Annotated in this window: 10 protein-coding genes; 3 read left to right on the top strand and 7 right to left on the bottom strand. The window is 63.8% G+C overall.

Annotated features, from left to right (window positions below; all coding sequences use genetic code 11):
* The 3 genes from P5540_04715 to P5540_04705 form a co-directional block, all read left to right on the top strand.
* On the top strand, window positions 1–5,208 hold a 5,208-nt coding region (locus P5540_04715), incomplete at its 5' end, for a PKD domain-containing protein (protein ID HRT64109.1).
* A 687-nt stretch (window positions 5,209–5,895) separates the two neighbouring features.
* Window positions 5,896–6,030 carry a hypothetical protein gene (locus P5540_04710; GenBank protein HRT64108.1) on the top strand — a complete coding sequence of 45 codons (135 nt, stop codon included), beginning with the start codon at window positions 5,896–5,898 and terminating at the stop codon, window positions 6,028–6,030.
* A gap of 527 nt (window positions 6,031–6,557) precedes the next feature.
* A complete protein-coding gene (locus P5540_04705; protein HRT64107.1) occupies window positions 6,558–7,013 on the top strand; it encodes a prepilin-type N-terminal cleavage/methylation domain-containing protein in 456 nt (151 codons plus the stop codon).
* A gap of 59 nt (window positions 7,014–7,072) precedes the next feature.
* Here P5540_04705 and P5540_04700 read toward each other — a convergent pair whose 3' ends face one another.
* The 7 genes from P5540_04700 to nuoI are packed head-to-tail and all read right to left on the bottom strand — an operon-like array spanning window position 7,073 to window position 14,449.
* Window positions 7,073–8,263, bottom strand: a complete 1,191-nt coding sequence (locus P5540_04700; protein ID HRT64106.1) for an MFS transporter — start codon at window positions 8,261–8,263, stop codon at window positions 7,073–7,075.
* 23 nt (window positions 8,264–8,286) lie between these two features.
* On the bottom strand, window positions 8,287–9,738 hold the full coding sequence (locus tag P5540_04695; GenBank protein HRT64105.1) for an NADH-quinone oxidoreductase subunit N: 1,452 nt from the start codon (window positions 9,736–9,738) through the stop codon (window positions 8,287–8,289).
* Window positions 9,735–11,243, bottom strand: a complete 1,509-nt coding sequence (gene nuoM, locus P5540_04690) for an NADH-quinone oxidoreductase subunit M (protein ID HRT64104.1) — start codon at window positions 11,241–11,243, stop codon at window positions 9,735–9,737. Before nuoM ends, P5540_04695 begins: the two co-directional genes overlap by 4 nt.
* Window positions 11,240–13,132: an NADH-quinone oxidoreductase subunit L gene (gene nuoL, locus P5540_04685; GenBank protein HRT64103.1), complete on the bottom strand. Its 1,893-nt coding sequence runs from the start codon at window positions 13,130–13,132 to the stop codon at window positions 11,240–11,242. The genes nuoM and nuoL overlap by 4 nt, the downstream gene beginning before the upstream one ends.
* A 2-nt stretch (window positions 13,133–13,134) precedes the next feature.
* On the bottom strand, window positions 13,135–13,443 hold the full coding sequence (gene nuoK / locus P5540_04680; protein HRT64102.1) for an NADH-quinone oxidoreductase subunit NuoK: 309 nt from the start codon (window positions 13,441–13,443) through the stop codon (window positions 13,135–13,137).
* Entirely contained in the window at window positions 13,443–13,937 is a 495-nt protein-coding gene (gene nuoJ / locus P5540_04675; protein HRT64101.1) for an NADH-quinone oxidoreductase subunit J, read from the bottom strand. The genes nuoK and nuoJ overlap by 1 nt, the downstream gene beginning before the upstream one ends.
* Window positions 13,934–14,449, bottom strand: coding sequence for an NADH-quinone oxidoreductase subunit NuoI (nuoI, locus tag P5540_04670; GenBank protein HRT64100.1), 516 nt, complete (start codon window positions 14,447–14,449; stop codon window positions 13,934–13,936). The genes nuoJ and nuoI overlap by 4 nt, the downstream gene beginning before the upstream one ends.
* Window positions 14,450–14,680 lie beyond the last annotated feature (231 nt).

Raw genomic sequence — 14,680 nt, 5'->3', positions numbered from 1 at the left:
ATCTTTGGAATCACCTACCCGGAAACGCGGTCAGGCGGCGGCGGCGGTGGTGGTGGTGGCGCGGGTTGCAGCGGCAGCGGCGGTTCCGGCGGCGGTGGCGGCGGTGGCGGCGGCAAGAGCGGCGCCACGGGGGGAACAGGTTCGGCTGGTAGCGCCGGGACCGGTCAGACCGGCGGCGCAGGCGGCGATGGGGAAAGCGCGATTTTCGGTCTTTTCGGCAAGGGCGGCGTGGCCGGTTCCGGCGGCGGCGGCGCCAATGGCGGCACGGGCGGTTCCGGCGGCATCGGCGGCAATGGCGGCGCGGGCGGTACGGGCGGTTCCGGCGGCGGCTGTTTGTTGTTATCAGCGCACGGACTGCTTGAAATCAAAGAGGGAGTGAATCTCAATATTTCCGCCGGATTACCGGCGGCTGGTGGAAACGGCGCCGGCGGAGGCGCTTCGGCGGCGGGCACGGCGGGCGCGTCCGGTGGCGGCGGCGGCGCGGGCGGCGCGGCGGGCGATTTGGGGGTCCTGCCTTTCAGTCTGGCGCAGGCGAAGGGCGGCACGGGCGGCACGGGCGGTTCCGGCGGCGCGGGCGGCCAAGGCGCGGCGGGCGGTTCCGGCGGCCAAGGCGCGGCGGGCGGATATGGCGCGCCCGGCATGGTAAAGTTGCACGGTTCGGTGGTCAAGGTGGCACAGGGCGCGCAGGGCGTGACGATCGTGGCGAACAACGCGGGCGGTTCCGCGCCGGAACAAAATGGCAAGTTTACCCTCGTGTCCAATATGACCGCGGATGCCCAAGCCGCCAACCAGCCGAAATCCAGCACGCCCAATCTGGTGCGCGGCGCAACAACCAACGATGCCCTGCTCAAGGGTTTCAACGCATATATCCTCGACCGATCGCCCCTGATCCCGAATTTGAACGGCGGTCCCGCAACCAACGGATGGTGCTTGGATTCCTATTGGAATCAGGACGAAGTCGAGGCCCAGCCTCCCACGGGCACGCTGGATGATTTGCGCTACTGGATTTTCCCAAGCATTTTCGATGGCTTCGATCAAGTCGTCATCAAGAATAATTCCGCTAGCGTGACCCTTGCCAATGTCACCGTCAAGGCGGGCGACAACCGTAAACGCCTGATTCGCGGCGCGGGCGGCGGCAACGGCATCCTGCTGCCTAAGCAGTCGTGGACGGTCACGGTGCCCACCGGCATGGAGGTCCTCATCAATCTGGACGGTGAAGGCGCCGGCGAAGCGGGCAGCATTTACGACAGCGACGGCCATCTGGGCGATTTGAACATGTCCGGCGGAACCATTTCGGTGGATACCGGAACCCAGGGCGGGCCGCAAGGCACGATGACGGCCGATGGTTCAACGTATCTGGCCCGGACGGATATCCGCCCCGAAACTGGCGAGGAAGTGGCCGTGTTCGAGTTCGCCAATGTGAACGTGACCGGCGCGACAATTACCCTGGCGGGGTCGCGGCCCCTTTCGATCGCCGCGAGCGGCGACATGGAATGGGGCGCGAACATCACCGTTCCGGCCGGCACGCTCGGCGGCGGCGCGGGTGGCGCGGGCGGCACGGGCGGATCCGGCGGCGCGGGCGGCGCGGGCGGATCCGGCGGCACGGGTGGTTCCGGCGGATCCGGTGGTATTGGCGGTGGCGCCACTGTCGTTCGCGGGGCCCAGGGAAGCGGTGCTGATGGTTCTCCGGGTTTGGCAGGCACGGCGGGCACTCCCGGCCAAAATGGAAGCCCCGGCGGCGCGGGAGACACCGGACAACTCGGCGCGTTCGGCTTCGGATCGAACGGTTTGCGCGGCGTGGGCGGTGTTGGCGGTGAACAAGCCGCGGGCGGCACGGGCGGTTCCGGCGGCGCGGGCGGCGCACAGGCCGCGGGCGGCGCGGGAAAAGACGTAACGGCCAGCATCGGCAACAAGACCGGTGTGGCGGGTACTTCGAACAACGGTTCACCGGGCCCCGCGGACTTGACGGCGGGAACGGCGGGTGCGGCGGCATCTTCCGGTGGCGATGCGTCCTTTGCCAATCTCGCTCAAATCGCTAATTCATTGAATGTGGTCGCCGGCAACGGCGGCGGCGGCGGCGGCGGCGGCAGCGGCGGCGGCGGCGGTGGTGGTGGCGGCGGCGGCGGCGGCGCATCCGGCGGCAGCGGCGGCGGCGGTGGCGCCGGCGTGGCGTATGACGTTGATTTGTTTAATATTCATTACCGTTGCGGCGGCGGTGGCGGCGGCGGCGCCGCTTCGGGCGGAAACGGTATTGCAAACGCCAATACCACTTGGCCCGATTCAGCGCCGGGCGGTGGCGCGGGCGCAACCGGCGGCAGCGGCGGCAATGGCGGCGCGGGCGCTCCCGGCGGCAATGGCGGCACGGGCGGCAAAGGCGCGAACGGCGGCGGCGCCGTCATTTTGGCCTCCAAGGGCCTCCTGCGGATTTCGTCCCCATGCACTCTCGACGTTTCCGCGGATTCGCCCGAAAATGGCGGGAACGGCAATCCGGCGGGGTCGTCTTCGCAAGGTCCGACCAACGGCAGCAGCGGCCTGCCCGGGGCTGCGGGCGGCAACGGAGTTGGAATCCTCAACCTCAATATCGCCTCGGGCGGCGGCGGCGATGGCGGCAGCGGTGGCACGGGCGGCAATGGACGCGCAGGCGCAGCCGGCGGCGCAGGCGGCGCGGGCGGCGCGGGCGGACGCGGCACGCCGGGCATGGTCAAACTGCACGGCTCGGTGGTATTGGCCGGTTCGGCAACCATCACGGCCAATGGCGGCGCGACCGCCAGCCCGGACAACAGCGGCGCCGTCACCGTGATTTCCAACATGACCGATGCCGCACGCGATGCCTATAAGCCCGCGGCGGGCACGGCTTCACTGGTGCGCGGATACACGACGCACGATCCGCTGTTGAAAGCCCACAACCCGTTGATTGGCGGAATGTCCCCCTTGATTCCCAATTTGGTGGGAGGTCCCGCCACGCGGGGCTGGTGCGTGCCGAATTATTGGAACGACGGGATGGAATCCCCCTTGTTCGACACGAACAATGGCCTTCAATACCGCGTGTTCCGTAATGCCGATGGCACGTCGGTCTTCCGCGGATTCGATCAGATCGTCATCCGCAATACGGGCGCCGAACCGATGACGGGTGTGTCCATTGTGATCGGGGCCAATCCCCCGGCATTGATTGACGGCAACGGCGGGGTTCCGGGTGAATTGGCCGCGGGCCAGACGTGGACGACGACCCTTGCGGCCGGGGCAAGCGTGAACGTTCCCAACGCCACGGGCACGGGCGGCTCGGGGGACGGCCCCACCGCCGCATTCACGGCGACACCGCTTTCGGGCGGGCGGCCGCTCGTGGTCCAGTTCGGTGATCAGTCCACGCCCGGAACGAGTCCGATTACCTCGTGGTTATGGGATTTCGGCGACGGCGAAACCAGCAGCACGCAGAGTCCGAGCCATGCGTATGTCACGGCGGGCACGTATAGTGTCTCCCTGACGGTTACGACGGCCTTCGGAAGCAGCACACGGAACGAACCCGACTATATTCAGGTAAGCGATCCCGTGGGTCCCACGGCGAATTTTGTCGCGAGTCCTGTTTCAGGGACGATCGGCCTGACGGTCCAGTTCGGCGATGTCTCGCAGCCGGGCAGCGCGCAAATTCTGACTTGGGCGTGGGACTTCGGCGACGGCGGCGCCAGCAGCGAACAGAGTCCAAGCCATGTCTATGCATCGGCAGGCGTTTATGACGTTTCCTTGACGGTCACAACGAGCGTCGGATCCAATCAAATCATCAAGCCCGGCTTGGTTACCGTGACGGCGCCGGGCGGACCGTCCGCGGCATTTGCGGCAAGTCCGACCGGCGGATTGGCCCCGTTGAGCGTCCAATTCGTTGACATGTCGAATGCCGGCGATCGACCCATCACGTCGTGGGCGTGGACTTTCGGCGATGGACAAACCAGCGACGAACAATCCCCGGCGCATGTCTATTCGACGCCGGGCGCCTATACCGTGGCGCTTACCGTGACCACGGAGGCCGGAAGCGACACCGCCACGAAGCCCGCCTATATCGGCGTGTCGGCGCCGGGCGGTCCCACGGCCGATTTCACGGCGAGTCCCCTGAACGGAACGGCCCCGCTGTCGGTGCAATTCGCCAATGCGTCGCTCCCCGGCAGTTCACCCATAACGGCCTGGCTGTGGAATTTCGGCGATGGTTCGCCCCCCAGCACGCTCGCGGCTCCCGTGCACGTGTACGCGATGCCGGGCGCCTATTCGGTCACGCTGACGGTAACGACGGCCGAGGGCAGCGATTCGCTGACGAAGCCGGATTATGTGTCCGTTACGCCCGCTGTGGCGCCGGTGGCGGCCTTCACGGCAAGTCCAGCCGGCGGACTCCTGCCCTTGGCGGTGCAGTTCGTGGATCAATCCGTCCAGGGCACATCCCCCGTCACGTCTTGGCTGTGGAATTTCGGCGACGGATTTACCAGCGCGGAACCCTCGCCGCTGCACACATATCAGGCGGCGGGATCCTACACGGTCACCCTGACCGTGACCTCTGCGGCGGGCAGCGATGCCGAGACCAAGTCCAACCTCGTCACGGTGACCGCCCCGGCGGGGCCGACGGCGAACTTCACGGCCAACCCAGTCAGCGGCGCGTCGCCGCTCGCGGTCCAGTTCGCGAGCACGTCGCTCGCGGGCACGTCGCCCATCACGGCATGGTCGTGGGACTTCGGCGACGGATCGCCGATCAGCACGGATCAGGCTCCGCTGCATACATATAGTCTTGCAGGTTACTATGATGTAACGCTTTCCGTGACGACGGCAAACGGTTCGGATTCCGAGCGCAAGAACGTTTATGTGAGCGTCTCGCCGGCGACCAATCCGTCGGCGGCATTCTCCGCGGCGCCCACAAGCGGATCGAATCCACTGACGGTCCAGTTCACGGATCAGTCCACGCCGGGATCGACCGCGATCGCCGGATGGTCGTGGAATTTCGGCGACGGAACGACCAGCACCGAACGCAATCCCGTGCACACCTACACGTCGAACGGATCGTTCACGGTTTCGCTCACGGTCACGCCCGTGACGGGATCCGCGAGCACGTTGTCGAAGCCCGACTTCATCAACGTCGCGGAAGGCACACCGGTGGCCGGCGTGATTGCGCTGAGCGTGTTGTGCGGCGCGATGGTGTTGTGCGCCTCGCGTGTGACGCGCAAACGACCGTAAATAAAGGCTGAAAACGATGCGGCCTCCTTGTCGCGCGCCGCTGCGCGGCGAGGAGGCCGCGTGTTTTTTTCGCCGAGAAGCCCGCCATGGAGGATCAAATCGGACACCTTGCGCGAAAAAAACCGGAACACAGGAAACGATGCAAAAAAAATGCTTGCATTTTTCCTCGATGTTTGCTATGGGAAGCCTAAGCGAAGGATACAGTTGAATCGAACACGAAGGAAACACGGCGCGCGATTCGCATCGCGCGCGGCCCATCGGAGATCCGATGAAGACGCGGGGAAGGCGCGCGGACAAGGCGGCCTGAACGGCGTGCTTCGTGCGGTCATTCTGGTGGAGTAGCGGCACACGCAACGACATTACGATCTGTGGACATGAGGGTCTATGTGTAAGTGTAGTACAGTATTCTTATATGTCGAAAGTGTGGGCCGGGGGGGCGTCGGCGCATCGCGGGCTGCGGGACGCTGGACGCCTGAATGCGGGCCAGGGTTTCTTACGTTGCCCTCCGCGCCTCGCGCGGAGTAACGACACGGGTCAAGCGCGTAAACGGGCCGTCGCCCGATAACGCCGCGGGAGTCGCCTTAGGGCGTTTCCCGCGAATACCGGCGCCGCGGCCAGTCGCCGCGGACACGATGCCGGACGTGTGTGTAGTGTGGGTCGAAGGCAAGAAACGTAAGGAGAAGCATCATGGCCGCAAAGAAAGCAGCCGCGAAGAAACCGGCGAAGAAAGCCGCCGCCAAGAAGCCCGCCGCCAAGAAGGCGGTAGCCAAGAAACCGGCGAAGAAGGCTGCGGCGAAGAAGCCCGTGGCGAAGAAGAAATAAGCGACGGGATTTGACGCAGTACATGTAAAGTGAAGGTCCGCGGGCATTTGGGAGGATCGGTTTCCCGGGGCCGGCCAAGGCCGGGTGTGGGGGTGTTACGCCTGCACAGCATCGCGAAACCGGAGACTGTTGTCTCTCGATGCGCGCGGACCTTCGACTGCCTTAAAAGGCAGGAATAACGGCGTAAATAGTTGTCGTCGAAGGTCTTGGCTTTTTCAGGGTGCGGAAAAGGCCAGAAGGATCAAATGGGATTTTCCTGCCAGATTGTTATTGAAAAATAACGAACAACCCCTACCCCTCTTGTCAGTGACAAAAATTGTAAATTAGGGTCTTCATTTGTCGTTCGACAGGGCATCTTGTCGGCTTTCACGCCGGCGATCAATCAGTATAACTTCTTTTTTGATAATGAGTTATATAATATTCTTTAAAGTTGGCACGAACCGTGCTTTCTAAAGGCATAGTTGAAAATGACCTTGGGATGTTCCCGGGGCGTCATGGAAACAGGGACCAAAACAGGAGGATAACCTATGAAGAAAAGTGCCGGCTTTACCCTCATCGAACTGATGATCGTGGTGGCCATCATCGCCATCATCGCCGCGATTGCGATTCCGAACCTGCTGCGTTCGCGTCTGCAATCGAACGAATCCGCCGCCATCGGCAACCTGCGCACGATCAATGGCGCCGAGACGGCCTTCCATTCGGCCAACAGTCAATATGCCCAGACCTTCGATGCGCTCACGACCGCCACGCCGCCGTTCCTTGATGGCACTGCAGCCTCTTGGACCGCCGCGACCGGCAAACAGGGCTATGTGTTTACGTTGGGTGCGCCCGCGGCCGGTGGCACGCAGAATTATGCCGCGACCGCAGTTCCAGTAACCTATCAAACGACCGGCAACCGGTCCTTCTTCACGCAGGCCGACGGTGTGGTGCGTGGAGCCGACAAGGGCGGCGCCGCTGCGGATGCCAGTGATCCGCCCGTTTGATCGTGATGTAATGGTTTTTGGTTCGGCGGCGAGGGCAATCTCGCCGCCGTTTCATTTTTTCAGCTTATCCGTAGGTGGCTTATGCGGATGACGCATTGGTAAGTGACAAGGCGTATCGCGCACAGCAGGAACAGAATGATGCGGAGGGGGATTTCGCTGTGGGGGATCCATGCAATCAGCGCCATCGCGAGGGTCATCGAAACGATACGGCCGACGGCCAGGGGAATTTCCCATGCGGTGATGTATTCGATGCGTTGCGATGGTTCCTCGGCACAGTCCTGGATAACATCCATCCGCAGGCTCGAATAGGGGACGCCGAAAAGGGGGCCGGATATGGAGCGGAACAGGCCGAACAGGGAGAGCGTGACGATATTGACCGGGAACAGCATCATGGCGCCGGCCATCATGAGCATGGCCACGCCCCGGCGCATGTACGCGCGGCGCGTCCGGGCGGTCACGGTGCGTCCAACCCAGTAGGAGACGGCGACGCTGGCGAGCGCCTGAAACGAGGCGAATCCGCCAACGCCCAGTTCGCTTCCGGTGCGCACGTACATGAGCAGCGACAGGAGGAAGGGAAAGATGCTGAACGATCCCGCGAGCGACAGCGATGCCCACATGATCCATTGCCAGTCGCGCTGATCCTTGCCGGGAAACAGCGCGCGCATGATGCGGAACGGCCGCGGCTCGCTGTCGCGCGGCAAGAGGAAACTGAGTCCGAAACACGCCATGTACAGCAGAATCACGATGCCGAAGAGGAGGTGGTATCCGGCATGGGGCGTCGGCGCGAAATGGATCAGGAAACCGCTGACGACGGGCGCCATCAGGCTCACGACGCCGCTGACGGCGGAGAGCATTCCGAAATAGTAGTCGCGGCGCCCGTAGGGCGTCACGTCGAAATTGAAGACGTTGGCGCCGGCCCAGAACACGCCCCATGTCGCTCCGAGAAGGGCGCCGAGCACGACGGCATGATCCGGCGACCGTTCGCGCAGGTGCAGCAGGACCGCATAGAACACGGCGTGCATGGCCAAGCCCATGCGATAGGCGTGGAGCCGGTCGCGCGCCTTCGAGTACCATCCCGCGAGGACGAACAGGACCGGCGTTACCGCGTAGACCGCCAGGTAGTATTTGAACACGATGTTGAAATCGTGGCTGTTGATCCAGAGGTACACGCTGACGAACACGGAGCACAACGCCTCGGCCATGCCGAACAGGGCGTTCAGCGCGATTGCGACCTTGGCCTTGCGCTGCAAACGAGGAGGGGAATCCGCCGCGCTCATGGCGCAACGAGAGGGGAAACGATGCGCTGGGCCCACTCGATGAACGGACCCGGGTACACGCCGAGGAGCACGAGCGCCGACACCAGACAGGCCAGAATGGACGCGCCGGTCCCATCCACGGGCGGGAGGGCCGCCGCCGGATCTTTTTCATCGGGCGGATCGGCGATGATCGCGAGGAAAACGCGCAGGTAGTAGAAAAGCCCGATGGCGCTGTTGGCGACGAGCGCGAAGACGAGGATCCACTGCGCGGACTGCGCGCCGGCGGCCACAATATAGAACTTGCCGATGAACCCCGCCGTGAGCGGGATGCCGGCCAAGGACAAAAGCATCGCGATGAACACGCCGGCCACCCACGGCCGCCGCCAGAACAGGCCGCGGTAATCGTCAATGCGCTCAGGTTCGCGTCCCGCGCGCGACAACACAGCGATGACGCCGAACGCGCCGAGGCTGGTCACGAAGTAGGCGGCGAGATAGAACGCGATCGCGACGGTTGCGAGCGGCCCGCTGGACAGAAACGCAACCAGCAGATAGCCTAGATGGGCGATCGACGAATAGGCCAGCAGCCGCTTGACGTTGTTCTGGCGCAGCGCGAGCAGGTTGCCCGTGAACATGGACGCGACGGCAATAACGGCGAACGCGAGCGCCAGGTTCGGATACGCATGAACATCAATGAGGACGAAGTAACGCAGCAGAAACGCGAATACGGCGCCCTTCGACACCGAAGCGACGAAGGCCGTCACGGGGGCGGGCGCGCCCTCGTACACGTCGGGCGTCCACAGATGGAAGGGGACCAGCGCCAGTTTGAAGCCCAGGCCGGCCACCATGAGCGACAGGCCGATGATGAACACCGCATGATCCGTCCCGCCGGCCGGGGGGCGCTCCACGGCAAGACGCATGAAGTACATCGTGCCGGTCTCGGCGTAGACGAGCGCCATGCCGAACAACAGGAAGGAGGCCGAACCCGCGGCAAGGACGAGGTATTTCAGCGCGGCCTCCGTGCCCGGTTCACTTCGGCGCGAATAGGCAATCATGGCGTACAGCGACACGCTCAGGAGTTCGAGGCCGATGAAGAAGGAGACGAAATGCGTGCTTGCGACAATCACGCCCGTTCCAAGCGCGGCGCACAGAAGGAGCACATGGTATTCCTCGACCGGCTCCGGCCGGTTCCGCCAATACACGTGCGACAGCGCGGCGGTCGCGGCGGTGGCCAGGAACATCAAACCCAGGTAGAAAAGCGAATAGTTATCCATAATCAGCAACGGCGTCACCTGGCGATCCGCCGCGTCCACCCACCGGGTGGAGATCGCCGCCATGAGCAGCGCCGCGATGGTCCATGCCGCCGCCAGCCCCGGACTGCGCCGTGTCGCGCACATGAGCAGAAGTCCCACCGCTCCCGCGGTCACGATCAGCAACGGCGTCAGAGTGGGTATTTGCGCAACGGTTATCATCGCACGCCGCCTCCGGAACGGGGAATGGACGAATGGATTTGGGCTTGTTGTCCGACGATTTGCATGTGTTGGATGGCTGGTTCGGCGGTCTTCAATATGGGGGCCGGATACAGGCCCAACCAAACCAGCGCGGCCATCAGCGCGGCGAAAATCGCGGCCTCGCGCGGCACGAGATCGCCTATTGAACGTTGCAGCGCGTTGGGACCGTGGAAGGCCTTCAACACGATCCAAAGCGAATAGACGCTGCCGAGGACAAGCCCGACCGCCGCAAAGCCCGTCATGTACGGATATTCGCGGTAGGATCCCATGAGGACGAGAAATTCGGCGACGAAATTGCCGAGACCGGGCAGACCGAGCGACGCCAGCGCGAAGAACATCGCCACGCCGCCCATGCGCGGCGCGGTGGACCACAGGCCGCCCATGAGGCGGATGTCGCGCGTGTGGACGCGCTCGTACAGCCCGCCCACGAGCATGAACAGCGCGCCCGTGCCGAGACCGTGGCAGATCATCTGCATGACGGCGCCCTGCAACGCGATCGTGTTCCACGCGAAAATGCCGAGCAGCACGAAGCCCATGTGGCTGACGCTCGAATAGGCAACGAGCCGTTTCAGATCCCGCTGGGCAAAGGCCATCACCGCACCGTACAGGATGCCGGCGACGGCAAGGCCCATGACGACGGGCGTAACCAGCGCCGCGCCATCCGGGAACAGGGGCATGGCGAAGCGGATCAAGCCGTAGGCGCCGGTCTTGAGGAGCAGGCCGGCGAGGATCACGCTGCCGGCGGTCGGCGCCTCGGTATGCGCGTCCGGTAGCCAGTTATGGACGGGCACGGCGGGCAGTTTCACGGCAAACGCCGCGAAGAACCCAAGGAACATCCATAGCGCGGTCCGCGGCGGCAGACCAAGCCTCATCAACACTGTGTAGTCGAAGGTGTACTGGCCGGTTGCGCGACCATGGTGGAAATACAGGGAGACGATGGCCACGAGCATGATCAGGCCGCTGAGTTGCGTGAAGATGAAGAACTTGACCGCCGCGTAGACGCGGTTTTCGTGTCCCCACAGGGCAATCAGGAAGTACATGGGAATGAGCATCATTTCCCAGAAGAAAAAGAACAGGAACAGGTCGAGCGCCATGAACACGCCCATGATGCCGGCCAACACCCACATCAGGTTGAAGTGGAAGAAGCCGACGCGCTCCCGGATTTCGGTCCACGACGCCACGATGGCCGCGACGCCCATGAACGCGCTGAGCAACAGCATCAACAGGCTAAGGCCGTCCACGCCGAGGTTGATGTGGATGCCCAGTTGCGGGATCCACGGCGCGTCGAACCGAGCCAGCCACGCGCCCGTTGACGGCGGCCAAAGCCAAATGACGGCGGCCAGCACGAAATCCGCCGCCATCGCGGCCAGCGAAATCCAGCGCGGCGCGTTCGGGCCGCGGCGTTCGGCCATCCAGGCCGCCACACCCGCAAACATCGGAATCGCTATCAGCCAAACCAGTATCATAGGAAGACCACCAGCGCGGTCGTGGCCGCGGCGCCGATTGCAATGGCCGCCATGTACCAGCGCAAATTGCCTGTTTCCGTCTTGACCATCAGGCGGTTGCCGCCCGCGGCCGCATACGCGACAAACGTGTAGAAGGAATCAATGAAATCATTCCGGTTGACGTGCGCGATCCCGTTGAACGGCCGCACGAACAGACGGTCGTAAATCCAGTCGAATCCCCAGCCTACGGTCAAGAGCGCGTGCAGGGAGGCGCCCCACGGCGTTTCGCACCATGCCTTGACGAGTTGCGGCCTGCGCAGGAACAGAACATACGCGACGGCCAGCCCGGCAAGCACCGTGGCGATGGCCGCGATCTGCAATCCCCACTCCGCGGCCAGCGACGCGTGGCCGGCGTGTGCCTCGGGCAGCGCCGACGACATGAAATGCGTGAATGCGGGCCAGTTGCCGAGGGTCGGCGGGATTTCGAGGAATCCGGCGACGGTCGCCAGAACGGCAAGGGCGCCGAGCGTCAGGCGCATGGGAAGGCGCGGCTGCGAATGGACATGGCCGTGCGCTTCGCCGAAGAACGTGATGAAGACCATCCGGAACGTATAAATCGCGGTCAGGAACGCCCCGAACCATCCCGCCGCCCAGAAGATTGCGCCGCCGTGTTGCGACATCCACGCGTTGTAGAGGATCAGGTCCTTGCTGTAGAAACCCGACGTCACAAAGGGCATGGACGCGAGCGACGCCGCGCCGATCAGGAAGGTCCAGAACACGAAGGGCAATTTAGCGCGGAGACCGCCCATGCGGAAGATGTCTTGCTCATGGTGCAGGCTGATGATGATCGCGCCGGCGGCCATGAAGAGCAGGGCCTTGAAGAAGGCGTGCGTGAACAGGTGGAAGATGGCCGCGGACCATGCGCCGACGCCGAGGGCGAGAAACATGTAGCCGATCTGGCTGATGGTCGAGTAGGCGAGGATGCGCTTGATGTCGCGCTGGACCAGCGCCGCGCTGCCCGCCAGCAGCAGCGTGATGGCGCCGATCGCGGCGACGGCGGTCTGGACGGCCGGGGCCAGTTCGAAGACGACGTGCGTGCGGGCGATCAGATACACGCCCGCCGTGACCATCGTCGCGGCGTGAATCAGCGCGCTGACCGGCGTCGGGCCGGCCATCGCGTCGGGCAGCCAGACTTGCAGCGGCAACTGGCCGGATTTGCCGACCGCCCCGCCGAGCAGGAATGCCGCCGCGAGCATGGGCGCGAACATGCCGGGCTGCCAGTCGTGACGCGCGCGCGCCATAAGCTCCTGAATGTCGAGCGTGTGCAGATGCCAGTACAACAGGAACAGGCCCAGGATCATCGCCGTGTCGCCGATGCGCGTTACGAGAAACGCCTTGAGGGCCGCGCGCCCGTTCGCGGGGTTGTCGTACCAGAACCCGATGAGCAGGAAACTGCACACGCCGACGCCTTCCCAGCCGAGGTACAGCAGCACAAGGTTGTCCGCCAGCACAAGGATGAGCATCGAGGCGACGAACAGGTTCATGTACGCGAAGAAACGCGCATAGGCGGGGTCGTCCGCCATGTATTCGGTCGAATACACGTGAATCAGGAATCCGACGCCCGCGACGACTAGGATCATGATCAGCGACAAGGCGTCGAGGTGGAGGGCGATGCGCGGGGCCAGCCCGTCCACGCTCATCCATGTCCAAAGGAGTTGCGTGTAGGCGTGGCCTTCCGGGGGCGTGGCGATGAAACGGTATGCGATCATGAACGCAATCGCCGCCGACAGTCCGACCGATCCGCACCCGACCCACGCAATCGTGGAGCGGCGCATGCGGCCGCCCCCAAGCGCCAGGATCAGGAATCCGGCGAGGGGCAACGCAGGGATCAGCCACAAAGCATCCAGCATGGTCAACCTCGCATCCGCGCGGCCGCGTCAGCGTCCAGCGTCTTGAATTGATGATAGAACCGCAATACCAGCGCAAGGCCCACGGCCACTTCCGCCGCGGCCGTGGCCAGAATAATCAGAAACATGACCTGCCCGTCGGCCTGCCCCCATCGCGCACCGGCGACGATGAACGCCAGTCCGGCGGCGTTGAGCATGATCTCGACCGACATGAGCATGTACAGCACGTTGCGCCGGACCAGCAGGCCCGTCAAGCCGATAACGAACAACCCGGCCGCCAGCAGGAGGCCATGTCCGAGGGGAATCTGCGCCATCATCGGACATCCTCCTGTTTTCGGACGAGGTGATACGCGCCGACAAGTCCGGCCAGCAGCAGCATCGAGGCCAATTCAACCGCGAGGACATAGGGACCGAACAGGGCCAGGCTGACCTGCCCCGGCGAGACGGATCGCGCGGAGACCTCCGACACGTCGCGAAACACCGCCACCCATTCCACGAGGAGTATCAACGCAAGCAGCGCCGGCCCAAACCACATTCGCGGCTGAAGCCACGCGCGCTCCTGTTCCTCGGTGCGGGGACCGAGGTTCAGCATCATCACGACGAAAATGAACAGGACCATGATGGCGCCGGCGTACACGATGACTTCTAGCGCGGCGATGAACGGCGCGCCCAGCGCAAAGAATACGAGCGAGATCGCCAGAAAAGACACGACGAGATACAGCAGCGAATGGACCGCGTTCAAACAGGTAATCACGCGCAGCGTGGCGACTAGCGCGACGAGGGCGGCTATGTAGAAGGCGAAGGTCATAGCGACAGGCTCCGCACGTCCACGGGCGGCAACTCGTTTTCGGCTTCGCCCTTGCCCTTTCCGCCGATGGCGATGCCGGCCACGCGGTAAAAATTGTAATCGGGATACTTGCCGGTCCCGGAAATCAACAGATGCTCCTTCTCGTAGACGAGATTCTGCCGGTTATACTCGCACATCTCGAAATCGGGGGTGAGTTGGATGGCGTAGGTCGGGCAGGCCTCTTCGCACAGGCCGCAGAAGATGCACCGCGAAAAATTGATGCGGAAAAATTCGGGATGGCGCCGCCCGGTGTCGTCGAATGTCGCCTGCAACGAAATGCAGTCCGTGGGACATACCGCCGCGCACAGGTAGCACGCGACGCACCGTTCCGCGCCGTCGGGATCGCGGGTCAGCACGATCCGCCCGCGCCAGCGCGGCGGAATAACGGGCTTTTCCTCGGGGTACTGCACCGTCACGCGCTTGTCGAACGCGTGCTTGAACACCACCCACAATGATCGCAATGAACTCAACATCGTGCCTCTACTCGAATTCGCCTCGTAGTCCCGCGCCAGAACTGAGTTCGCCTGGCTGGAGTCCCGTTAGGGACGATTCGACAATAGCCCAGGACGTTAGTCCTGGGGTTTCTCGTTATACGTCCCGTCAGTCCCGCAGGGACGTGTGAGAAACAAAAAAACACCGATTCAAACGTCCCTTCGGGACTTGCATGACGAACGGCGCACGCCAACCCAGGACTCGCGTCCTGG

It is taken from the genome of Candidatus Hydrogenedentota bacterium (genome assembly GCA_035450225.1).
Classification (GTDB): Bacteria; Hydrogenedentota; Hydrogenedentia; order Hydrogenedentales; family SLHB01; genus DSVR01.
Note: the sequence above shows the minus strand (reverse complement) of the source record. Positions and strands in the feature narration are given on the sequence as shown.

Bases quoted from the DNA above. Each gene is read 5' to 3' on its own strand.
- nuoI (HRT64100.1), bottom strand. From the start codon at position 14,449: ATGTTGAGTTCATTGCGATCATTGTGGGTGGTGTTCAAGCACGCGTTC.
- P5540_04705 (HRT64107.1), top strand. From the start codon at position 6,558: ATGAAGAAAAGTGCCGGCTTTACCCTCATCGAACTGATGATCGTGGTG.
- P5540_04695 (HRT64105.1), bottom strand. From the start codon at position 9,738: ATGATAACCGTTGCGCAAATACCCACTCTGACGCCGTTGCTGATCGTG.
- P5540_04710 (HRT64108.1), top strand. From the start codon at position 5,896: ATGGCCGCAAAGAAAGCAGCCGCGAAGAAACCGGCGAAGAAAGCCGCC.
- nuoL (HRT64103.1), bottom strand. From the start codon at position 13,132: ATGCTGGATGCTTTGTGGCTGATCCCTGCGTTGCCCCTCGCCGGATTC.
- nuoK (HRT64102.1), bottom strand. From the start codon at position 13,443: ATGGCGCAGATTCCCCTCGGACATGGCCTCCTGCTGGCGGCCGGGTTG.
- nuoM (HRT64104.1), bottom strand. From the start codon at position 11,243: ATGATACTGGTTTGGCTGATAGCGATTCCGATGTTTGCGGGTGTGGCG.
- nuoJ (HRT64101.1), bottom strand. From the start codon at position 13,937: ATGACCTTCGCCTTCTACATAGCCGCCCTCGTCGCGCTAGTCGCCACG.